Annotated in this window: 16 protein-coding genes; 9 read left to right on the top strand and 7 right to left on the bottom strand. The window is 70.9% G+C overall.

Annotated features, from left to right (window positions below):
• Positions 1 to 311: 311 nt before the first annotated feature.
• Both QR78_RS07175 and hrpB read right to left on the bottom strand, forming a co-directional pair.
• A complete protein-coding gene (locus tag QR78_RS07175; RefSeq protein ID WP_053220833.1) occupies positions 312 to 2,738 on the bottom strand; it encodes a putative bifunctional diguanylate cyclase/phosphodiesterase in 2,427 nt (808 codons plus the stop codon).
• Between the two features lie 119 nt (positions 2,739 to 2,857).
• Positions 2,858 to 5,350, bottom strand: coding sequence for an ATP-dependent helicase HrpB (gene hrpB / locus QR78_RS07180; protein WP_048426813.1), 2,493 nt, complete (start codon positions 5,348 to 5,350; stop codon positions 2,858 to 2,860).
• Positions 5,351 to 5,598: 248 nt separating this feature from the next.
• Here hrpB and QR78_RS07185 point away from each other — a divergent pair, with 248 nt between their 5' ends.
• The 4 genes from QR78_RS07185 (at position 5,599) to QR78_RS07200 (ending at position 8,671) form a co-directional block, all read left to right on the top strand.
• Positions 5,599 to 5,895 (top strand): hypothetical protein, encoded by a 297-nt coding sequence (locus QR78_RS07185; protein ID WP_048426814.1) that lies wholly within the window; start codon positions 5,599 to 5,601, stop codon positions 5,893 to 5,895.
• Between the two features lie 313 nt (positions 5,896 to 6,208).
• Positions 6,209 to 6,697, top strand: coding sequence for a YbaK/EbsC family protein (locus QR78_RS07190; protein ID WP_048426838.1), 489 nt, complete (start codon positions 6,209 to 6,211; stop codon positions 6,695 to 6,697).
• Positions 6,698 to 6,936: 239 nt separating this feature from the next.
• Positions 6,937 to 7,932, top strand: a complete 996-nt coding sequence (locus QR78_RS07195; protein ID WP_048426815.1) for a magnesium transporter CorA family protein — start codon at positions 6,937 to 6,939, stop codon at positions 7,930 to 7,932.
• A gap of 13 nt (positions 7,933 to 7,945) precedes the next feature.
• Complete coding sequence (locus QR78_RS07200) at positions 7,946 to 8,671, top strand: SOS response-associated peptidase (RefSeq protein ID WP_048426816.1); 726 nt, start codon at positions 7,946 to 7,948, stop codon at positions 8,669 to 8,671.
• A gap of 22 nt (positions 8,672 to 8,693) precedes the next feature.
• On the opposite strand, the gene QR78_RS34840 is transcribed toward QR78_RS07200, so the two are convergent.
• The 3 genes from QR78_RS34840 to QR78_RS07215 all read right to left on the bottom strand — a co-directional run bounded on the left by QR78_RS34840 (position 8,694) and on the right by QR78_RS07215 (position 13,329).
• Positions 8,694 to 10,583, bottom strand: coding sequence for a methyl-accepting chemotaxis protein (locus QR78_RS34840; RefSeq protein ID WP_244276330.1), 1,890 nt, complete (start codon positions 10,581 to 10,583; stop codon positions 8,694 to 8,696).
• 1,127 nt (positions 10,584 to 11,710) lie between these two features.
• Complete coding sequence (locus QR78_RS07210) at positions 11,711 to 12,565, bottom strand: prephenate dehydratase (RefSeq protein ID WP_048426817.1); 855 nt, start codon at positions 12,563 to 12,565, stop codon at positions 11,711 to 11,713.
• A 20-nt stretch (positions 12,566 to 12,585) separates the two neighbouring features.
• Positions 12,586 to 13,329 (bottom strand): 3-deoxy-manno-octulosonate cytidylyltransferase, encoded by a 744-nt coding sequence (locus tag QR78_RS07215; protein ID WP_048426818.1) that lies wholly within the window; start codon positions 13,327 to 13,329, stop codon positions 12,586 to 12,588.
• A 296-nt stretch (positions 13,330 to 13,625) separates the two neighbouring features.
• On the opposite strand from QR78_RS07215, the gene QR78_RS07220 reads away from it, so the two are divergent.
• From QR78_RS07220 to QR78_RS07235, 4 genes are all read left to right on the top strand, one after another.
• Entirely contained in the window at positions 13,626 to 14,162 is a 537-nt protein-coding gene (locus tag QR78_RS07220) for a c-type cytochrome (RefSeq protein WP_048426819.1), read from the top strand.
• 155 nt (positions 14,163 to 14,317) lie between these two features.
• Complete coding sequence (locus QR78_RS07225) at positions 14,318 to 16,231, top strand: extracellular solute-binding protein (RefSeq protein ID WP_048426820.1); 1,914 nt, start codon at positions 14,318 to 14,320, stop codon at positions 16,229 to 16,231.
• Positions 16,231 to 18,072 carry an extracellular solute-binding protein gene (locus QR78_RS07230; protein WP_048426821.1) on the top strand — a complete coding sequence of 614 codons (1,842 nt, stop codon included), beginning with the start codon at positions 16,231 to 16,233 and terminating at the stop codon, positions 18,070 to 18,072. Before QR78_RS07225 ends, QR78_RS07230 begins: the two co-directional genes overlap by 1 nt.
• A 4-nt stretch (positions 18,073 to 18,076) precedes the next feature.
• Complete coding sequence (locus tag QR78_RS07235; protein ID WP_048426822.1) at positions 18,077 to 19,183, top strand: microcin C ABC transporter permease YejB; 1,107 nt, start codon at positions 18,077 to 18,079, stop codon at positions 19,181 to 19,183.
• Positions 19,184 to 19,274: 91 nt separating this feature from the next.
• On the opposite strand, the gene QR78_RS07240 is transcribed toward QR78_RS07235, so the two are convergent.
• Both QR78_RS07240 and QR78_RS07245 read right to left on the bottom strand, forming a co-directional pair.
• Positions 19,275 to 19,913, bottom strand: a complete 639-nt coding sequence (locus QR78_RS07240; protein ID WP_048426823.1) for a TetR/AcrR family transcriptional regulator — start codon at positions 19,911 to 19,913, stop codon at positions 19,275 to 19,277.
• 95 nt (positions 19,914 to 20,008) lie between these two features.
• Entirely contained in the window at positions 20,009 to 20,206 is a 198-nt protein-coding gene (locus QR78_RS07245; RefSeq protein WP_048426824.1) for a hypothetical protein, read from the bottom strand.
• Between the two features lie 166 nt (positions 20,207 to 20,372).
• Here QR78_RS07245 and QR78_RS07250 point away from each other — a divergent pair, with 166 nt between their 5' ends.
• Positions 20,373 to 20,939: a glutathione peroxidase gene (locus QR78_RS07250; RefSeq protein ID WP_048426825.1), complete on the top strand. Its 567-nt coding sequence runs from the start codon at positions 20,373 to 20,375 to the stop codon at positions 20,937 to 20,939.
• The last annotated feature ends 117 nt before the right edge of the window (positions 20,940 to 21,056 follow it).

Genomic DNA, 21,056 nt, shown 5'->3' on the forward strand with positions numbered 1-21,056 from the left:
TATCAGTTCTTCACCGGCTTCGCGGTCCCTGGCGGATGAAACGAGGCGGTGATCGTCTACCCCGTTGCGAGCGTCGAAGCGATTTTCGTTCTTGCGCGGGTCTCCCTCTCCCGTGTGGGAAAGGGGTGAGGGTGATACGGTTCTGAGTCTGGCTCTAACCGTAGCGCTGCCAGCACCACGCTCAGCGGTTTACACTGAAGCGTGTCACCCTCGCGCGATCTCCGATCGCCCCTACCCCTCTCCCACACGGGAGAGGGGATCCCGCGCTCAAAAAACGACTGTAATGTCAATATTTTAGGGCATATTTCTATTTAGCCGCATCGGCGCGCCATCTCCACGCCGTCGCCCGCCAGCATCGGCGCCACCGCCTCCGCCGCCACCGGGCGGCTGACGAGGTAGCCCTGCACCTCGGTGCAGCCGGCGCCCCGCAGATGGGCAAGCTGCTCCTGCGTCTCGACGCCCTCGGCGGTGGTCGTCATGCCGAGGCTGTCGGCCAGCGTCGTCACCGCCCGCACGATGGCGAGCGCGTCGGGGCGCACCGCGAGGTCGGCCACGAAGGCGCGGTCGATCTTGATCTTGTCGAACGGGAACGAGCGCAGGTAGCCGAGCGACGAGTAGCCGGTGCCGAAATCGTCCATGGCGATGCGCACCCCGAGCCCCTTGAGCCGGTGCAGGATCGCCAGCGTCGAGGCGTTGTCCTGCAGGAGCACGCCCTCGGTGATCTCGAGCTCGAGCCGGTGCGGGTCGAGGCCGGTATCGCGCAGGGCCGCGATCACGGTGGCGTCGAGGTCGCCGCCGCGGAACTGCACCGGCGACAGGTTGACCGAGACCCGCACGGAACGCGGCCAGCGCGCCGCCTCGCGGCAGGCCTGGCGCAGGACCCACTCGCCGAGGGGCACGATCATGCCGGTCTCCTCGGCGATCGGCACGAAGGCGGCCGGGCTCACCACGCCGCGCACCGGGTGGTGCCAGCGCACCAGCGCCTCGAAGCCGGCGATCCGGTCGGCGGAGAGGTCGAGGAAGGGCTGGAACGCCAGGGCGAATTGCTGCTCGGCCAAGGCCGTGCGCAGGTCGAGCTCGACGGTGCGGCGGGCCTGGACCTCGACGTCCATGGCGGGCTCGAAGAAGCGGTGCGTGCCCCGCCCCTCGCCCTTGGCGCGGTAGAGCGCCATGTCGGCGGCGCGCAGCAACCCTTCCGGGTCCTGTCCGTCCGCCGGCGCCAGGGCAATGCCGATGCTGAGCCCGACGCTGACCCGCGCGCCGTCGATGTCGTAGTCGCGCTCGACCGCCGCGATCAGCCGTCCGGCGAGGCGGCCGGCCCGGAAGCGCGAGGCCGGCCGCAGGACGAGGGCGAACTCGTCGCCGCCGAGGCGGGCCAGGATCGCGAGCCCGTCGCCCGCCTCGTCCCGGACCTCGGCGGCGAGCCGGGCGGTGACGAGGCGCAGGAGCTTGTCGCCGACGGCGTGGCCGAGGGTGTCGTTCACCGTCTTGAAGCGGTCGAGGTCGAGGCACAGGACCGCCAAGCCTCTGCCCTCGGCGACCCCGCCGCCGGCCGCCAGCGCCTCCGCCAGGCCCTCGTGGAGCAGGGCGCGGTTGGGCAGGCCGGTCAGCGCATCGTGGCGCGCCATGTGGACGATCTGCGCCTCGGCGCGCTTGGCCGCCGTGACGTCCTCGTGCACCGTGACGAAGCCGCCCTCCGGGGTCGGCGCGTAGGTCACCGCGAGCACCCGACCGTCGACGAGGGTCTGGTCGAGGCGATAGCGGGTGCGGGTCGCCAGCCGCTCTCGCACCTGCTGCCAGGCCTCCTCCGGCTGGAGGCCCGGGAAGTTGCCGGCCTCGGTACGGCGGTGGATCAGCTCCTCGGCGGTGATGCCCGGATGCACCGTCTCGGGCGACAGGCCGTACAGGTCGAGGAACTGCCGGTTGACGACGGTGATGCGGTGGTCGGCGTCGAACAGCACGAGCCCGTGCGACATGTGGGTCAGGGCATGGTCGAGCCAGCGGTTCTGCTCGGCGAGCCGCCGATCGGCTCGCGCCCGGTCGGTCGCGTCCTCGTGGATCACCATCGTGCCGCCGTCCGGCAGCGGGGTGATGGTGGTCTTCAGGAGGACTCCGTTCGGCAGATGCCGCTCGCGCTGCAGCCGGACCCGCTGAGCGATGCGCTCGGAGACGAAGGCCCAGGCCTCGTCGGGGTCCAGGCCCGGATAGTTGCCGGCGGCGGCACTCGTGCGGATCATGCGTTCGAGGGGGGTGCCGAGGCGCAGCAGCTCCTCGGGCAGCCCGAAGATGTCCCGCAGCCGGTCGTTGACGAGGATCAGCCGCAATTCGGGGTCGAACACGCTGATCCCGATGGGCAGGCCGTCCAGCACCGTCTCGCAGCGGCGCGCCCGCTCCGCGAAGCCGGGCTCGGCGCCTGCCGGCTCCGGCACCTCGGCGCAGATCCCGCGCCACCCCGAAAAGGTCCCGTCCGGCCCGACGACCGGCGCGCCGCCGAAGCGGAACCAGCGGGTCCGTCCATCGGGATGCCGGTGCGGCAGGACCACATCCCGGAACGGCCGCCGGCACGCGAGCATCCCGTCACCCGGTCCATCCCCGTCGAGACCGGGCCACGATCTCCCGATCGGATCGGCCAAGCCGGTCAGGGTCGCGTACCGGCCGTGCAAAACGGTCAGCCGCGACGCCGCATCGGTCTCCCACGTCCAGTCGGCGGCGATGATGTCGAGATCGTCAGGCAGCATGAAGCGATCTTGTTCGTGTCATCATCGAATCTCACAAATTTGCTGCGATTTCCTTTCTCAAAATGTAGAATCGACAAACGGTGCGCGACATTTCTCGGCGCTGTCGGCCTCGGCGTGCATCACGTCCCCCGGGGCTTGGCCCGCCGGGTCGGCGGGGCGGTGGTCGGGTCCTCGGGCCAGGGGTGGCGGGGATACTGGCCGCGCATGTCGGCGCGCACCGCCGCCCAGGAGCCGCGCCAGAAGCCCGGCAGGTCGCGGGTGATCTGGATCGGCCGCTGGGCCGGCGAGAGCAGGTGGAGGACGAGCGGCACCCGGCCGCCGCCGATGGTCGGATGGCGGGCGAGGCCGAACAGCTCCTGGACCCGCACGGCGAGCGCCGGACCGCCCTCGGCGGCGTAGTCGACCGGGATGCGCGAGCCCGTCGGCACCTCGAGATGGGTCGGCGCCTCGGCATCGAGACGGGCGCGCAGGGACCAGGGCACGAGGTCGTGCAGGGCCTCCGAGAGCCGGTCGGCGCCGATCTCGTCGAGGCGGGTGAGGCCGGTCAGATGCGGCCCGAGCCAGTCGGGCAGGGTCTCGGCGAGGGCGGCGTCCGAGAGGTCGGGCCAGGGCTCGCCCTCGGCACTGCGGAGAAACATCACCCGCTCGCGCCATTGCTGCGCCGCCTTGGACCAGGGCAGGGCGGCGACGCCGAGGGCGGCGAGGCCGCGGGCCAGGATCGCGGCGCTGTCGGGATCCGCCGGGACCGGCAGGATGCGCTCGGCGAGCGAGACCGCGCCGAGGCGGCGCTGCGCCCGGGCCCGCAGGGCGCGGGCTTCGGGGTCGAACTCGACCCGGGTGCGGGCCTCGATCCGGTCGGCAAACAGCGCCTCGATGGCGGGGAGCGTGATCGGCGCCGCGGCCAGGATGCGGGCGGCCGAGGCCTTGCCGACGATCTCCGCCACCGCCAGGAACGGCTCGCGGGCGAGCGCGGCGGCGGGATCGAGGGCGGCGCCGCGGCCGTTGGCCAGCACGTACTCGCCGGCCTTGCCCCGGGCCCGGGCGATCCGGTCGGGATAGGCCAGCGCCAGGAGGGTTCCGGGATCGGGCCTGTCGGCGGCGGCCGGGGGCGAGGCGTGGGCCAGCGCGATCCTCGCCCAGCCGGCGGCGAGGCGGCGCATGTCCTCGGCCCGGGCCGAGCGGTCGCGGCGGAAGCGCTCGGCCCGCTCGGCGAGATCCACGGCATCGCCGCCGAGGCCGCGCTCCACCAGAACCGCCGCGAGGTCGGCGGCGTCCCGGGCCGCGTCCCGCCCCCGGGCGGCGGCGCTCACCACCATGCGGGCGAGGCGCGGCGGCAGGGGGAGGGCGCGCAGCGCCCGGCCCGCAGCGGTCAGGCGGCCGTCGCCATCGAGGGCGTCGAGGCTGGCCAGCATCGCCCGGGCCTCGGCCAGCGCCGGGGCCGGGGGCGGGTCGAGGAAGGGGAGCGTCGTCGGGTCGGACACGCCCCAGGCGGCGCAGTCGAGCACCAGCCCGGCGAGATCGGCGGCCAGGATCTCGGGCCGGGTGAACGGTTCGAGCGCGCCGGTGGCGGCCTCCGACCAGAGGCGGTAGCAGATGCCGGGCTGGGTGCGCCCGGCGCGGCCCCGGCGCTGGTCGACCGAGGCCCGGGAGGCGCGCTGGGTGACGAGGCGGGTGAGCCCGAGATCCGGCTCGTAGACCGGCACCCGGGCGAGGCCCGAATCGACCACCACCCGCACCCCCTCGATGGTGAGCGAGGTCTCGGCGATCGCGGTGGCGAGCACCACCTTACGGCGCCCCGTCGGGCTCGGCCGCACCGCCCGGTCCTGCTCGGCCCGGTCGAGGGCGCCGTAGAGCGGGGCGAGGTCGACCTCGGGGACATCGGAGAGACGCTCGGCGAGGCGTTCGGCGGTGCGACGGATCTCGGCCTGGCCCGGCAGGAAGGCGAGGACCGAGCCGGGCTCGGCCCGCACCGCCCGCATCACCGCATCCGTCACCGCGTCCTCGATGCGCTCTCGCGGATCGCGGTCGAGGTGGCGGGTCTCGACCGGGAAGGCCCGGCCCTCCGAGACGATCACCGGGGCCTCGCCCATCAGCGCGGCGACCCGGGCGCCGTCGATCGTCGCCGACATCGCCAGGAGGCGCAGGTCCTCGCGCAGGGCCCCTTGCGCGTCGAGCGCCAGGGCCAGGCCGAGATCGGCGTCGAGCGAGCGCTCGTGGAACTCGTCGAACAGCACGGCGGCGATGCCGTCGAGCTCGGGATCGTCCAGGATCATCCGGGCGAAGACGCCCTCGGTGACGACCTCGATCCGGGTGCGGGCCGAGACCTTGGAGCCGAGGCGGACCCTGAGGCCGACCGTCTCGCCGACCGGCTCGCCCAGGGTCGCGGCCATGCGCTCGGCGGCCGCCCGGGCGGCGAGGCGGCGCGGCTCCAGCAGGATGACCCGGCGGTCGCCACGCCAGGGCGCCTCCAGGAGGGCGAGCGGCACCCGGGTGGTCTTGCCGGCGCCGGGCGGGGCCACCAGCACCGCGTTGGGCCGGCCGGCGGGCTGCGCCAGGGCGGTCGCGAGGTCGCCGAGGACGGCATCGATCGGCAGGGAGGGGACGGCGCGCATGGGCGCCGGGATGGCGGAGCCGGTCCGTCCGCGCAAGTCCGCAACGCAAGTCCGCAAGCCGAGTCCGGGCCCTCGCGCCTGCACCGCTCGCGCGGGCCGGGCGCGAGGGCCCGGGGAGGATCGGTTTCGTCCGGCCGGCCCCCCTGGGAAGTTTTCCCGATGATTTCCGATGCCGCTGCGGAACCGGTTGCGCGCCAGAGAATTGACGCACGGGTTGGCCGAGGGGCCACCGGCTGGAGTACACCGCGATGAAGTCCCTGTCCCTGGCCCTGGCGGCGAGCGTTCTGCTGGGCGGTCTCGCTCTCACCCCGGCCTCGGCCGCCGTGACCGCCCCGGCCCCGGCCGTGGCCGGCGCGGAATCGACGGTCGAGCACGTCGCCATGCGCCGCCACTACCACTACCATCACATGAAGCGGCACGACCGCCACATGCGCCGTCACATGCGCCGCCACCACATGCGCTCCGGCAACCCGAACGCCCGCAACCCGTCGCGCCCGGGCTACCAGCAGCAGCTCGGCAACACCACGGGCGGCCCGCGCTACTGATCGGCCGCGCCGCAAGGCGACAGGCGCGTGTTCTCTCGGCCATCGGGGCGAGGGACACGCGCTTTTTGCGTTGGAGCAGACCGCGCCGCCGGGATGGAGAGGATCGTCGTCGCGAACGAGCCCCGGCCAAGGGGCTTGCGCTGGCCAAGGGGCTTGCGCTGGCCAAGGGGCTTGCGCTGGCCAAGGGGCTTGCGCTGGCCAAGGGGCTTGCGCCGGCCGGCCTGTCGGGCGAGGGGAGCCGGATCGGCATCCATCGCAACCCCGAGGGCCCGCCCGTGTTCGCTTCTCTCTCCCCGTGCGGGTCGGTCCGCCGATGAGCCTCGCTTCCGTCAAGGCCGACCTCGCCGCCCGCGCGCCCGACCTCACGGTGCTGGAGACCGAGGCGAGTTCCGCCACCGTGGCGCTGGCGGCCGCCGCTCACGGGGTCGAGCCGGCCCGCATCGCCAAGACCCTGTCGCTGCGCCTCGGCGAGCGGGTGGTGCTGCTGGTGGCGCGCGGCGACGCGCGCCTCGACAACCGCAAGGCCAAGGCGGCCTTCGGGGTCAAGCCCCGGATGCTCGGCGCGGAGGAGGTCGAGGCGATCACCGGTCATCCCGTCGGCGGCGTCTGCCCGTTCGGCCTCGCGACGCCGCTGCCGGTCTATTGCGACGTCAGCCTGCGGGCCTTCGACGAGGTGGTGCCGGCGGCAGGCTCGCCCCACAGCGCCGTGCGGATCACGCCCGAGCGCATGGCGGCACTGACCGGGGCCGAGTGGATCGACGTCTGCCAGCCACCGTCGGAGGCCGGGGCGGCGGAAGCCTGACCCGGCGCAAAAACACCGGGCTTCTGTGGACCGGGCGGCATCGACAAGCGGGGTACCGGTGACCTAAGCAGACTTGCGTTGGCAGGCCAACGCTTCGCCCGCTTAGGTTCTTGTCCTGTCGCAGATTTTTGCCGCCGAACCGGTGTCCACTTCGGCGAAATCTGCTTAGCTGTCACGGAGCCTTCAAGCGGCCGGGCCACAAGGCCCCTCCGTCGCGTCACCGTCGTCCGAGACCGCCCTTGATCTTCGTCCATCAGCCCAATGCCTGCGCCAGCACCGGTCAGCCGCTCCTCGAGCGGCGCCTGCTCGAGATGTCGGAGCCGATCCCGCCGGACGCGCTCTGGATCGACCTGATCGAGCCGACCCGCCAGGAGGACCACAAGGTCGAGGCCTTCCTCGGCATCTCGATCCCGACCCGGGAGGAGATGCAGGACATCGAGCCCTCGGAGCTCCTCTACGTCGAGAACGGCGCCCGCTACATGACCGGGCGGCTGCTCTGCCGGGTCGACACCGACGATGCGCGGCTCACCGGCGTCACCTTCATCCTGCGCGACAACAAGCTCGCCACGGTGCGCTACGACGATCCGCAGGCGTTCCGGATGTTCGTCCACCGCGCCGCGCGGCCGGCCGGCGTGATGCTGACCGGCGAGGCGATCCTCGCCGGCCTGATCGAGACCGTGATCGACCGGGCCGCCGACGTGCTCCAGCTCCAGGGCGAGCGGATCGACCGGCTGTCGCGCCAGATCTTCGCCGAGCATACCGACCCGAGCGCCCGCAACGCCGAATTGCAGGACACCCTGCGGGCGCTGGGGCGCCACAACGAGCTGCTGTCGCAGCAGCGCGAGAGCCTGGTCTCCGTCGAGCGCATCCTGCTCTCGCTCTCGGCGAGCTACCGGGCCAGCAAGGCACCGCGCGAGATCCGCGAGGAGGTCCGCTCGACCCTGCGCGACCTGCAGTCGCTCGAGGAGCATGCGAGCTTCCTCTCCGGAAAGATCCAGTTCCTGCTCGACGCGACGCTCGGTCTCGTCAACCTCGAGCAGAACAACATCATCAAGCTGTTCTCGGTCATGGCGGTGGTGTTCATGCCGCCGACCCTGATCGCCTCGATGTACGGCATGAACTTCAAGACGATGCCGGAACTCGACTGGGGCTTCGGCTACCCGATGGCGGTGGTGATGATGGTGGTGGCGGCGATCCTGCCCTATGCCTTCTTCCGCTGGAAGCGCTGGCTGTAGGAGGCGAACAGGGATGTGCGGCCGCTTCTTCGTCACCTCCTCGCCCGAGACCTTTCGCGAGGCCTACGGCTACGACGACCGGCCGAACTTCCCGGCCCGCCACAACGTGGCGCCGACCCAGCCGGTCGCGGTGGTGACGTCCGAGCACGGAAGGCGGCGCTTCGTGCTGATGCGCTGGGGTTTCCTGCCGGCCTGGGTCAAGGACCCGGACGACTTCCCCCTCGTCATCAACGCCCGGATCGAGACCGCGGCCGAGAAGCCGAGCTTTCGCAACGCGCTGCGCTACCGGCGCTGCATCTTTCTGGCGGACGGCTTCTACGAGTGGCGCCGCGGCGGTCCCCGCGGCCAGGCCCCTTACGCGATCCGCCGGGCCGACGGCCGGCCGATGGCGCTCGCCGGCCTGTGGGAGACCTGGAGCAGCCGCGACGGCTCGGAGATCGACACCGCGGCGATCGTCACCTGCGGCGCCAACGGGCTGTTATCCGCGATCCACGAGCGCATGCCGGCGATCCTCTCGCCGGAGGGCGTCGACCAGTGGCTCGACATGCGGGACGTCGAGGCCGGCCGCGCGGCTGCCCTGTGCCGGCCGGCCCCGGAGGAGTGGCTGGACCTCGCCCCGGCGAGCCGGCGGGTGAACGACGTGCGCCACGACGCGGCGGACCTGCTGCACCCGGACGAAGATACCCCGGCGCGCCCGGCGCCGGAACGGCCGAGCGAGGCGCAGGGTTCACTGTTCTGAGCCCCGCGGGGGAAAAACACCGTCAGGCCGCCCGCACCGTCGCGAGGAACCGGCCGACCTCGGCCGCGAGATGGGCGGATTGACGCGAGAGGTCCTGGGCAGCGCCGAGGACGTGATCGGCGGCCTCCCCGGTCTCCTCGGCCACCGCTGCCACGCCCGCGATGGTGCCCGTCACCTCCACGGTGCCCTGCGCGGCCTGGCTCACGTTGCGGACGATCTCCTGCATGGCCGCGCCCTGCTCATCGACGGCTGCGGCGATCGAGGTCGAGACGCCGCTGATCTCCTGGATGCGCGCGCCGATCGCACCGATCGCCGAGACGGCCTGGCCGGTCACCGCCTGGATGCGGGCGATCTGCCCGGCGATCTCCCCGGTCGCCTGCGCGGTCTGCCCAGCCAGCGCCTTGACCTCGGCGGCCACCACCGCGAAGCCCCGGCCGGCCGGACCCGCCCGCGCCGCCTCGATGGCGGCGTTGAGGGCGAGCAGGTTGGTCTGGCCGGCGATCGACGCAATCATCGTCGCCACGTCGCCGATATGCGCCACCGCCTGGCTCAGCTCATGCACCAGGGCGCCGGTCTGACCGGCCTCCGCCACGGCCTGGCGGGCGAGATCGGCCGAGCCGTCGACCTGCCGCCCGATCTCCTGGACGGACAAGCCCATCTCCTCGGCCGCCGCCGCCGTGGTGTTGACGTTCGCGGCCGCCTCCTCGGCCGCCGCCGCAACCGTCACCGACCGCCCGGCCGTGTCGGAGGCCGCGGCACTCATCCGCTGGGCGGTGGCCTGGAGCTGCGTCGCCGAGGTGGAGACCAGCCGGACGATCCCGCCGACCGCGTGCTCGAAGCCGTCGGCCATCTGCCGCATGCCGGCCTTGCGCTGCTCCTCGGCCGAAGCCCGTGCCCGCGCGGCCTCCGCCTCGAGGGCCCGCGACCGGATCAGAGCCTCCTTGAAGGTCTGCACCGCCTCGGCGATGATCCCGATCTCGTCACGCCGTCCGCGGCTCGGAACCACCACCTCGACGTCGCCGCTCGCCAGCGCCCGCACCGCCTGCGTCATCCGGCGAGTCGGCCGGCTGATGCTGCCACTCAGGATCCAGGCCAGGGTGAGGCTGAAGACGATCGCCACCCCGGCGCTGACGACGGCGACCTCGGTGGCGCTCCGCGCCGTCCCGAAGGCCTCGGCCCGGATGGTCGCCATGGCCTCGGTCTGCTGCTGGACGATCGCCCCCAGGGCGGCTTTCATCGCGGCGTCGACCTCGATCTGCTCGGCGCGCGCCTTGTTCAGCGCCTCGATCGTCGTCTGGAGGTGGCCGAGTTGGGCCGAATAGGCACCAATGGCCGTCCGGATCGTCCCGATCTCCGGCAGGGCCGTGACCGGGGCCCCGGGAATCGGCAGCGATTGCAACGCGTGGGTGATCGAGGCGATCTGCTGCGTGGCCAGAAAGAGCTCGTCCTCGTCGCCCGTGCGCAGGGCCTGCTCGACGATCGGCCGGCCGCGGGTGAACGAGGCGTTGATGGTCATGACGATCGATCGGCCGACATCGCCGGTATCCGCCTGCGTGACGAGGTCCAGCATCGTCGACGAGATCTTCGCTCCGAGCGGGACCAGCTCCTCGGCGATCTCGTCGCGCCGGGCGATCAGGGCGGGCACGGCCGAGGACCCGTCGACGAGGCCCGAGAACCGCGACCAGAGCGCGACGACCGGCTGCATCGCCGCCTCGTTCTGCGTCGCCGGGCGGTCGCCCAGCATCTCGGCCATGCGCGTGCGGGTTCTCGCCAGTTCCTGCTTGTTGTCCTCGGAATTGGACAACAGGAGACCGCTCAGCGCGGCACTCAGGCTCGCGTAGCGCTCCTGCAGGCCGACGACGTAGAACGACCGCTCGTCGGATCTGCCGAGCTGATCGATCTTGTCCGACAAGGACGATATGGTTCTCGTTTCGTATACGACGATGGATGAGAGGATGACGATCGAAACGAGTGAAGAGCCAACGATCTTCGCCCGGATACCGAGCGGAAATCCGCCGAAGCGACGCGACATAATCATTGTCGTGACCACCTGCAAAGGATTGCCTCAGACCCCTGCGTAAGATGTCCAAGCAAAGCGACGCAGGTCACGCGTTCAAGCTGAACGCTCAACTATATTTTTTGCGTGTGATAATTTTGCAACTATGCTGGATGTCGCTAATCGAATATCGTTAATTTAGACTTAATCATGCGATTTGCTGGTCGATCTGCGGCGCGCCGCATGAGATCTGACAGCTGACGGTCGTTCAATCGGCATCCAATGCGTTGGCGGGCAGCAACGCGCGCGGCGAATGCACTCGGCCGCGTGGGAGTAGCGCTCGAAAATCCAAAGTGGCCCCGATCGTCGTCATCCATGACGACGGCGAGCGCGCTTGCTTCGGAGCGACGGCAAAGCCTCCGTCACCCGGAGGCGGTCCCGCGCCTGCGGCAGTCTCGGTCCCGATACGCGACACTGGCAGGCGCGACGCCGGCAGGCCCACGTTCGGCCTCGAGCCGTCCCGTTCCCGGATCTCCTTCCGCCATCGCTTCAGTCGTGCGGGACGGGAGGCGGCTCACGAGGACCTGCATTCGCCAGCACTCGCATCCGCCGCTGTCGTGGACTGCGAGAGCCTGTTTGCCCGATCGATCCCTTCTATTCCACCGGCAACATCATCGGGAGGTGGAGGGCAGGATAGCCCCCTCGCGATCGGGTCGCCGCAAGTCGGATTTGCTGCAAGTCAAAGTCATCACGAGCCAAACAGGCCCTGCGTCTCTGCGCGGACGCCTTCCCGGGGCCGCCGCCGACCGGGAAGGCTCCCGGTCGGACCCAAGCAGATGTCGCCGAAGCGGACACCGGTTCGGCGGTGAAAACCTGCGACGCGACAAGAACCTGAGCGGGCGAAGCGTCGGCCTGCCAACGCAAGTCTGCTTAGGGTCGGGAGCCCTGTGAGCCGTGTCGACGACCGGATGCCGAACCGGCGGCTCGGCGACACGTGGCGACCGGTATCGGCGACCGGCATCGACGATCGGCGACCGGCAGGATCACTCCGCCGGCGGACGGGCGCTCTCCCGGAACGGGTGGGCCGGATAGGTTCCGATGATCCGGATCGCACTCGAGAAATAGGCGAGCTCGTCGAGCGCCCGGCGCAGGGACGGCTCCTCCGGGTGGCCGTCGACCTCGGCGTAGAACTGGGTCGCGGTGAACTGGCCCTCGACCATGTAGCTCTCGAGCTTGGTCATGTTGACGCCGTTCGTCGCGAAACCGCCGAGCGCCTTGTAGAGCGCCGCCGGGATGTTGCGGACCCGGAACATGAAGCTCGTCACCGTCGGGCCCGTCCCCACCGGCGGCAGCGCCGGCTCGCGGGAGAGCACCACGAAGCGGGTGGTGTTGTGCTCCTCGTCCTCGACGTTCTCGGCCAGGATGTCGAGGCCGTAGATCTCGGCGGCCAGCCGCGGCGAGAGCGAGGCGCGGGTGCGGTCGCCGGCCTCGGCGACCTGGCGGGCGGCTCCGGCGGTGTCGGGGGCGACCACGGCCTTGAGGCCGAGCCGCCGGATGATCTTGCGGCACTGGCCGAGCGCGTGGACGTGGCTGTGCACGGTGCGGATCTCGTCGAGCGCCACGCCCGGCAGGGCCATGAGCTGGAAGCGGATCGGCAGGAACTGCTCGCCGATGATGTGGAGGCCCGAGGCCGGCAGCATGTGGTGGATGTCGGCGACGCGACCCGCGATCGAGTTCTCGATCGGGATCATGCCCAGCGCCGCCGAGCCGTCCTGCACCGCCGTCAGCGCGTCCTCGAAGGTGGCGCAGGGCAGCGGCGTCCAGTCCGGATAGGCCTCGTTGATGATGATGTGCGAGTTGGCGCCGGGCTCGCCCTGGTAGGAGATCGTCTGGTTCATCGCGACAGCTTTCGGGGAAATCAGTTCAGGCGCCGGGCGGAGAGGACGGCGCGGGCGCGCTCGAGGTCGTGGGGCGTGTCGACGCCGAGGGGCACGTCGTCCACCACCACGGCGTCGATCCGCATCCCGGCCTCGAGCGCCCGCAGCTGCTCCAGCTTCTCGCGCAGCTCGAGCGGGCTCGGCGGCAGGGACACGAAGCGGGCGAGCGCCCGGCGGCGATAGGCGTAGAGCCCGATATGGTGGAGGAGGGGGCCGTCGCCGTAGGGCGCGGTCGCACGGGTGAAGTAGAGCGCCCGCAGCCGCCCCGGGGCGATCTCGGACCCGACGAGCTTGACGACGCTCGGCTCCGTCCGCTCCTCGGGCCGGGTGATGACGGCGCACAGCGTCGCGATGTCGACGGCCCGGTCGGCGAGCGGCACCACGGCGGCCGCGATGGCGGCGGGATCGATGGTCGGCAGGTCGCCCTGGACGTTCACCACCACGTCGTGGCGCCCCTCCGGGTCGATCACCTCCAGGGCCTCGGCGAGGCGGTCGGACCCCGACGGGTGGTCGGGCCGGGTCATCACCGCGAGCCCCCCCACCGCCTCGACCGCCTGCACGATGGCGGGCGTGTCGGTGCAGACCACCACCGGCCCGAGGCCGGCCTCGACCGCCCGGCGCCAGACATGCACGATCATCGGCTCGCCCGCGATGTCGGCCAGCGGCTTCTCGGGCAGGCGGGTCGCGGCGAGGCGGGCGGGGATCAGGACGAGCGGATCGGACATGCGGAGGTTTCGCATCCTGCGGGGCGTCGGTTGCCCGGCGAGCCGCGGCTCTTAGCAGTGCGGGCGGGGCTTGTCATGACGGGCGGCCCCGGCGGGCAGTCCATCCCGGCGGGCGACCATGCAGCCGCAACCGTGGCGCCGTCCACACGCCGGGGCTCTGCGACGAACCGACGATGTTTAGAGCCATTGTCAACGGTGTCGCAGAACGGCTAAGCACCGGCGGACTACCAGTGCGGCGTGGCGCCGGGCCGCGCCTCGAATCGCCCCTGCTCACCGGAGCATCGGAGCTGCCGAGAATGGATTCCTTCGAGCTTAACAAGGTCGCCGGCGCAGTGCTCGGCGCCCTTCTCCTCGCGATGGGGACGGGCTTCCTGGCCGAGCTGATCTACAAGCCGAAGCCGGCGGGTGATCGCGGCTACGCCCTCCCGGCCGCCGAGGAGAATGCCGCCGCCGCGCCCGCCGCCGCCAAGGAGGAGCCGCTCCCCGTGCGCCTCGCCAGCGCCGACGCCACCAAGGGCCAGGCGGCCGCCAAGAAGTGCATGGCCTGCCACAGCTTCGAGAAGGGCGGCCCCAACAAGGTCGGTCCCGACCTCTACGGCGTCGTCGAGCGGCCGAAGGGCAGCCACGAGGGTTTCGGCTACTCCGCCGCCATGAAGGCCAAGGGCGGCAACTGGACCTACGAGGATCTGGACCACTTCCTGCACGGCCCCAAGCAGTACGTGCAGGGCACCATCATGGCCTTCGCGGGCGTGCCCTCGGGCGCCGAGCGGGCCGACATCCTGGCCTATCTGCGCACCCTGTCCGACAAGCCGGTCGATTTCCCGAAGCCCTGACGGGCGGAACGGACCACCGCGGGACGACCGACGAGGCCGGGCGAGAGCCCGGCCTTTCTCGTCCGGGGCCCCTGCGCGGACGCGCCCGGGTTGGCGGAGCGGCACCCCGCGACCTAGAACGGGGGGAGACCTTTTCCACCGGAGGATCGCCCCGCGTGATCGCACGCCCCCTCACTCGCCGCGCCGCCCTCGCCCTCGCGCCCGCTCTCCTCGGCCTCGCCGCCCTCCCGGCCCGGCTTCATGCGCAGGGAGCGCCCGCAGGCGGCGGCGTCGCGTCCGCCGCGGACGGCTGGCGCCACGGCCTGTCGCTCCTCGGCGAGCCGAAATACCCGGCGGGCTTCACGCATTTCGACTACGCGAACCCCGATGCCCCGAAGGGGGGGCTGGTGCGGTTCGGCTCGCAGGGCTCGTTCGACAACTTCAACATGATCGTCGCCGGGGTGAAGGGCGACCTCGAAAGCCAGATCCCGCTGATCTACGACACCCTGCTGGCCCAGGCGCAGGACGAGGCCTCGACCTATTACGGGTTGCTCGCCGACGGCGTGAAGCCGGCCGCGGATCTCGGCAGCGTGATCTACCGCCTGCGGCCGGAGGCGCGCTGGCACGACGGGAAGCCGGTGACGGCGGACGACGTGGTCTTCTCCTTCGAGGTGCTGAAGGAGAACAGCCCGCAATACGCCGCCTACTACCACAACGTGACGAAGGCCGAGGCGACGGGCCCGCACGAGGTCACCTTCACCTTCTCGGAGAAGGGCAACCGCGAATTGCCGCAGATCGTCGGCCAGCTACCGGTGCTGCCCAAGCACTGGTGGCAGGGCAAGGACGCCAGCGGCAAGACCCGCAACCCGACCGAGACGACGCTCGAGATTCCGCTCGGCTCCGGCCCCTACCGCCTCGCCCGGTTCGATGCCGGCCGCTCGGCCACCTACGAGCGGGTGCCGGATTACTGGGGCCGCGACCTTCCCGTGAACCGCGGCTCCAACAACTTCGACACCCAGCGCGCCGAGTATTTTCGCGATGCGACGGTGATGATCGAGGCGTTCAAGGCCGACCAGTTCGACTGGCGCACCGAGAACATCGCCCGCAACTGGGCCACCGCCTATGACGGCTTCCCGGCCGTGCGCGAGGGCCGGATCGTCAAGGAGGAATTCCCGCAGGCCGGCATGGGCATCATGCAGGCCTTCACCCTCAACCTGCGCCGGAAGAAATTCACGGATGCGCGGGTGCGCCGGGCCTTCAACCTCGCCTTCGACTTCGAGGAGATGAACCGCACCCTGTTCTACGGGCTCTACAGCCGTGTCGATTCGTTCTTCTTCGGCACCGAGCTGGCCTCGTCGGGCCTGCCGGAGGGCCGCGAGCGGGCGATCCTGGAGAGCCTCAAGGACAAGGTCCCGGCCTCCGTCTTCACCACGCCCTACAGGAACCCGGTCAACGGCAGCGCGGAAGCGGTGCGGGCGAACCTGCGCGAGGCGGTGCGCCTGTTCCAGGAGGCCGGGTACGAGATCCGCGGCAACCAGATGGTCGAGAAGGCGAGCGGCCAGCCCTTCACGGTCGAGTTCCTCGGCTACGACAACTCGGCCGAGCGGGTGGTGCTGCCCTACCGCGCGGCGCTCGAGCGCATCGGCCTCAAGGTGAGCCTGCGGGTGGTCGATCCGGCCCAGTACCAGAACCTGGTGCGCAGCTTCGACTTCGACGCGCTGGCGCTGAGCAACTGGGCCGAGTCGCTCTCGCCCGGCAACGAGCAGCGCGACTTCTGGGGCTCGGCCGCCGCCGACCGGCCGGGCTCGCGCAACCTCGCGGGCATCAAGGATCCGGGCGTCGACGCCTTGATCGACAAGGTGATCTATGCCGGCGACCGCGAGGAGCTGGTCGCGGCGACCCGGGCGCTCGACCGGGTGCTCCTCGCCCACGACTACGTGGTCCCGCAATGGTCCTCGCCGGTGTCGCGGACCCTGCGCTGGAACCGCTTCGCCCATCCGGCGGTGCTGCCGAAATACGGTGCCTCGGGCTTCCCGACGACCTGGTGGTACGACCAGGCGCTCGCCGCCAAGACCGGGGTGGCGCGCTGATGCGCCGGCGCACCTTCCTCACCGGGAGCGGGGCGGCTCTGCTCGCCGCCCGCCTCCCGGCCCGCGCACAGGGTGCCGAGCGCCACGGCCTGTCGAGCTTCGGCGACCTGAAATATCCGGCCGACTTCAAGAACTTCGACTATGTCGAGCCGCTCGCTCCGAAGGGCGGCACCTTCTCGGCCACACTCTCGACCACCACCGGCAACCAGGCCTTCGAGACCTTCAACACCCTCAACATCTACGTGCTGAAGGGCGACGGCGCCGCCGGCATGGACCTGACCTTCGACAGCCTGATGGTCCGGGCCCTCGACGAGCCCGACGCCCTCTACGGCCTCGTCGCCCGCAGCGTGTCGGTGAGCGCGGACGGGCTGGCCTACCGCTTCGCGTTGCGCCCGCAGGCGCGCTTCCACGACGGCGCGCGGCTCACCGCCCGCGACGTCGCCTTCTCGATCCTGACGCTCAAGGAGAAGGGGCACCCGCAGATCGCCGCGCTCCTGCGCGACGTCGCCGGCGTCACCCCGGACGGGGACGACGCGGTTCTGGTGCGATTCGCGCCGGGCCGCAGCCGCGACTTGCCTCTGATCGTCGCCGAGCTGCCGATCTTCTCGGAGGCCTATTACCGGGCCCGAGACTTCGAGGCCTCGACGCTCGAGCCGCCGCTCGGCTCCGGCGCCTACCGGGTCGCCCGGTTCGAAGTCGGGCGCTTCATCGCCTTCGAGCGCGTCGCCGATTACTGGGGCGCCGACCTGCCGGTGACCGTCGGCCAGAACAACTTTTCCGAGATCCGCTACGAATATTTCCGCGACCGCGACGTGGCGTTCGAGGCGTTCAAGGCCGGCACCTTCACCTGGCGCGAGGAGTTCACCTCCCGGGTCTGGGCCACCGGCTACGATTTCCCGGCCGTCCAGGAGGGCCGGGTCAAGCGCGAGACGGTGCCGGACCACACGCCCTCGGCCACGCAAGGCTGGTTCCTGAACACCCGCCGGCCGGTCTTCCGCGATCCCCGCATCCGCGAGGCGATCGGGCTCGCCTTCGACTTCGAATGGTCGAACCAGAACCTGATGTACGGCGCCTATACGCGCACCGCCTCGTTCTTCGAGAAATCCGACCTGAAGGCGGAAGGGATGCCGGCGCCCGAGGAACTGGCGCTCCTCGAACCGTTTCGCGGCAGGGTGCCCGACGAGGTGTTCGGCGAGCCGTGGTCGCCGCCGCGCTCGGACGGGTCGGGCCAGGACCGGGCGCTCCTGCGCCGGGCCGACACCCTGCTGCGGCAGGCCGGCTGCACCCGCGACGGCGGGGTGATGAAGCTGCCGGACGGCCAGCCGCTGGCCTTCGAGTTCCTGGATTCCACGCCGCTTTTCCAGCCGCTGCTGCAATCCTACATCAAGAACCTGAGCCTGCTCGGCATCCGCGCGAGCTCGCGCCTCGTCGATGCGGCACAGTACCAGGCGCGGCTCAAGGAGTTCGACTTCGACGTGGTCTCGACGCGGTTCGGCGGTTCGCCGACGCCGGGCGCCGGCTTGCGCGAGGTCTATGGCAGCCGCGCCGCCAAGGTGCCGGGCTCGCAGAACCTCGCCGGCATCGAGAGCCCGGCCGCCGACGCGATGCTCGACCGCATCGCCGACGCCGCCTCGCGGGCGGACCTCACCACCGCCTGCCGGGCCCTCGACCGGGTGCTGCGGGCCGGCCGCTACTGGGTGCCGATGTGGTACTCGGGCACCCACCGCCTCGCGCTCTGGGACCTGTACGGCCGCCCGCGCGAGCTGCCCCGATACGGCCTCGGCGTGCCCACCCTGTGGTGGCACGACGCCGACAAGGCCAGGAAGATCGGAAGGACCTGATTCGATGGCCGCCTACATCCTGCGCCGGCTCCTCCTGATGATCCCGACGATCCTCGGGATCATGCTGATCTCCTTCGTAATCGTGCAGTTCGCCCCGGGCGGGCCGGTGGAGCGGGTGCTGGCCCAGCTCCAGGGCCAGAACACCGCCATGTCCCGGGTGACCGGCGGCGGCGGCGACCTCGCCGGCCGCGGCGGGACCTCCCAGGCCGGGGGAGGGGAATCCAATTCCCGCTATCGCGGCGCGCAAGGCCTCGATCCGGCCTTCATCAAGCGCCTCGAGCAGCAATACGGCTTCGACAAGCCGGCACCCGAGCGCTTCGTGAAGATGCTGTGGGACTATGCCCGCTTCGACTTCGGAAAGAGCTACTTTCGCGACGTCTCGGTGCTCCAGCTGATCCGCGAGAAGCTGCCGGTCTCGATCAGCCTCGGCCTCTGGATGACGCTGATCTCCTACGCGATCTCGATCCCGCTCGGCATCCGCAAGGCGGTGCGGGACGGCTCGCCCTTCGACGTCTGGACGTCGGGCGTCGTCATCGTCGGCTACGCCATTCCCGGCTTCCTGTTCGCGATCCTGCTGATCGTGCTGTTCGCCGGCGGGTCGTTCTTCCAGATCTTCCCGTTGCGGGGATTGACCAGCGAGGGCTGGTCGCACTTCCCGCTCTGGCAGAAGGTGACGGACTACCTCTGGCACATCACGCTGCCGATCGTCGCCATGGCGATCGGGGCCTTCGCCACCTCGACCCTGCTCACCAAGAACTCGTTCCTCGACGAGATCCGCAAGCAATACGTGCTGACAGCCCGGATGAAGGGCCTGTCCGAGCGCCAGGTGCTGTACGGCCACGTCTTCCGCAACGCGATGCTGATCGTGGTGGCGGGATTCCCGGGTGCCTTCATCTCGGCGTTCTTCGCCGGATCGCTCCTGATCGAGACCATCTTCAGCCTCGACGGGCTCGGCCTGCTCTCGTTCGAGTCGATCGTGAACCGCGACTACCCGGTGGTGTTCGCCAACCTCTACATCTTCTCGCTGCTGGGCCTGGTGGTGAACCTGATCTCCGACCTGACCTACAGCTGGATCGACCCGCGAATCGACTTCGAGGCCAGGGCGGCGTGAGCTTCCTCGTCGCGACCACCAGGAGGGCGTGAGCCGCCCCCTCCCGAACCGTCACGGTTGGGAGGACGGCTCACGCGGGATCGGCCAGGCGTCAGGTCGCGGTGGGCGCGGCCCATCCGGCTTTCAGCGCGCCGATCAGGAAGGCGATCATCACGTCCAGGTCCGGCACGAAATCGTCCGGACATTGCACCACCAGCACGGGGTGGCAGAAGCGCACGATCGCCGTGTGGACGCAGCGCGCCGCGACCGCCGGGTCCTCGACCGAGAACTCGCCCCCGGCGGCACCGTCGGCGATGACGCGCTCCAGCACCGCGGTGATCCGGTCGACGTGGTGCCGGCAGACATCCCAGCTCTCGGACATCGCCGCCTCGATCATCTCGTGCATCCGCGGGTGGCCGGTGAAGCGGCCGACGGCGTCGCGGTGCAGGAAGACGATGACCTCGCGCAGGCGCGCCTCGGCGGTGAGCCCGGGCCGGCCGGCCACGGCGGCGATGCGGGCCTCGACCTCGCCGATGATGCGCGCCACCACCGCCTCGTTGATCGCCTTCTTCGAGTCGAAGAAGCGATAGACGTTGGCCGGGCTCATCCGCAGGGTCTTGGCGATGTCGGCCACCGTGGTCTTCTGGTAGCCGATCTCGCGAAAGAACCGCTCCGCCGTCGCGAGGATGCGGCAGCGGGTATCGGGCGGTGATTCCTCGACCGGTGAGGGGGCGGACAGGGCAGGGATCATCCGCGAAGCCTATCGTGCCGATCGGGCCGGGGTCAAAAGGCGCCGACGACCTTCGGGCCGGGTGTGGCATCTGCGTCACCCGGCCGGAGCCGTCATCAGGACCCGAACTGGGAGCCCAGCCGCTCCAGGTACTCGGCGAGGTCGATCCCGCCGACCTTCTTGCCGTAATCGAACCGCGCGCCGGGCTGGATCACCACGCTCGCCCGGGTGGTGGTCAGGGTGACGGGCCGGGTGCAGACCCAGGCGCCGTCGCGGCGATGCTCGAAGTAATTCAGGATCTCGTGCCGGTCCACGTCTGACCTCCCGACCAATCTCGTCGGACAACGTGACAGTCGGCCGGAAGTTCATCGGGAGACGAGACGACCACACGACCTTGTGCAAGCGTGGCCTTGCGCCGCCGCTTGCGCGGCCTGGCCCGCCGCGACACAGTCGGGCGAGTTCATCGAGGAGACGTTCCCCATGCCGCTCGCCCGCCGCGAGGCCCTGGCCCTGATCGGAAGCGCCCTGGCTCTGCCCGCCCGGGCCGCGGCCCCCCAGAGCGCCGTCACCGCCTCGGCCTTCAGCTTCGCCAAACCCGAGGGCGGCCGCCTCGCGCTGGCGGACCTCTCGGCCAAGCCGATCCTGATCGTCAACACCGCGACGGCCTGCGGCTACGCCCCGCAATTCGCCGGCTTGCAGCAGCTCTGGACCCGGTTCGGCCCGCGCGGGCTGACGGTGATCGCGGTGCCCTCCGCCGATTTCGGCCGCCAGGAACCCCTCGACGGGATGGCGATCGCCGAGGCTGCGCGCAAGAACCACGGCGTCACCTTCCCGGTGGTGGGCAAGACCGGCGTGACGGGGCCGCAGGCCCACCCGTTCTACCGCTGGGCCGCGGCCGAGAAGCCGGCCGAGACGCCGCGCTGGAACTTCCACAAGTACCTCGTCGGCCGCGACGGGCATCTCGCCGCCGCCTTCGCCACGCCGGTCGAGCCGACGGACACGCGGGTGATCGCGGCGATCGTCAAGGAACTGGATGCGGCGGGGTGAGGGATTCCGGTTCGCGAGAGCGAAAGCCGGAATTGTCGTCCATCCATCCCAACCACACCCTCGTCCTGAGGTGTCAGCCGATTGAACATCGGCTGACCTCGAAGGAGGGCTCCCGAA

This window comes from Methylobacterium indicum, from assembly GCF_001043895.1.
Lineage (GTDB): Bacteria > Pseudomonadota > Alphaproteobacteria > Rhizobiales > Beijerinckiaceae > Methylobacterium > Methylobacterium indicum.

What these genes read in the sequence shown, in the direction of transcription:
- QR78_RS07175 (WP_053220833.1), bottom strand. Translation starts at nt 2,738, where the DNA reads ATGCTGCCTGACGATCTCGACATCATCGCCGCCGACTGGACGTGGGAG.
- hrpB (WP_048426813.1), bottom strand. Translation starts at nt 5,350, where the DNA reads ATGCGCGCCGTCCCCTCCCTGCCGATCGATGCCGTCCTCGGCGACCTC.
- QR78_RS07185 (WP_048426814.1), top strand. Translation starts at nt 5,599, where the DNA reads ATGAAGTCCCTGTCCCTGGCCCTGGCGGCGAGCGTTCTGCTGGGCGGT.
- QR78_RS07190 (WP_048426838.1), top strand. Translation starts at nt 6,209, where the DNA reads ATGAGCCTCGCTTCCGTCAAGGCCGACCTCGCCGCCCGCGCGCCCGAC.
- QR78_RS07200 (WP_048426816.1), top strand. Translation starts at nt 7,946, where the DNA reads ATGTGCGGCCGCTTCTTCGTCACCTCCTCGCCCGAGACCTTTCGCGAG.
- QR78_RS07210 (WP_048426817.1), bottom strand. Translation starts at nt 12,565, where the DNA reads ATGAACCAGACGATCTCCTACCAGGGCGAGCCCGGCGCCAACTCGCAC.
- QR78_RS07215 (WP_048426818.1), bottom strand. Translation starts at nt 13,329, where the DNA reads ATGTCCGATCCGCTCGTCCTGATCCCCGCCCGCCTCGCCGCGACCCGC.
- QR78_RS07220 (WP_048426819.1), top strand. Translation starts at nt 13,626, where the DNA reads ATGGATTCCTTCGAGCTTAACAAGGTCGCCGGCGCAGTGCTCGGCGCC.
- QR78_RS07230 (WP_048426821.1), top strand. Translation starts at nt 16,231, where the DNA reads ATGCGCCGGCGCACCTTCCTCACCGGGAGCGGGGCGGCTCTGCTCGCC.
- QR78_RS07235 (WP_048426822.1), top strand. Translation starts at nt 18,077, where the DNA reads ATGGCCGCCTACATCCTGCGCCGGCTCCTCCTGATGATCCCGACGATC.
- QR78_RS07240 (WP_048426823.1), bottom strand. Translation starts at nt 19,913, where the DNA reads ATGATCCCTGCCCTGTCCGCCCCCTCACCGGTCGAGGAATCACCGCCC.
- QR78_RS07250 (WP_048426825.1), top strand. Translation starts at nt 20,373, where the DNA reads ATGCCGCTCGCCCGCCGCGAGGCCCTGGCCCTGATCGGAAGCGCCCTG.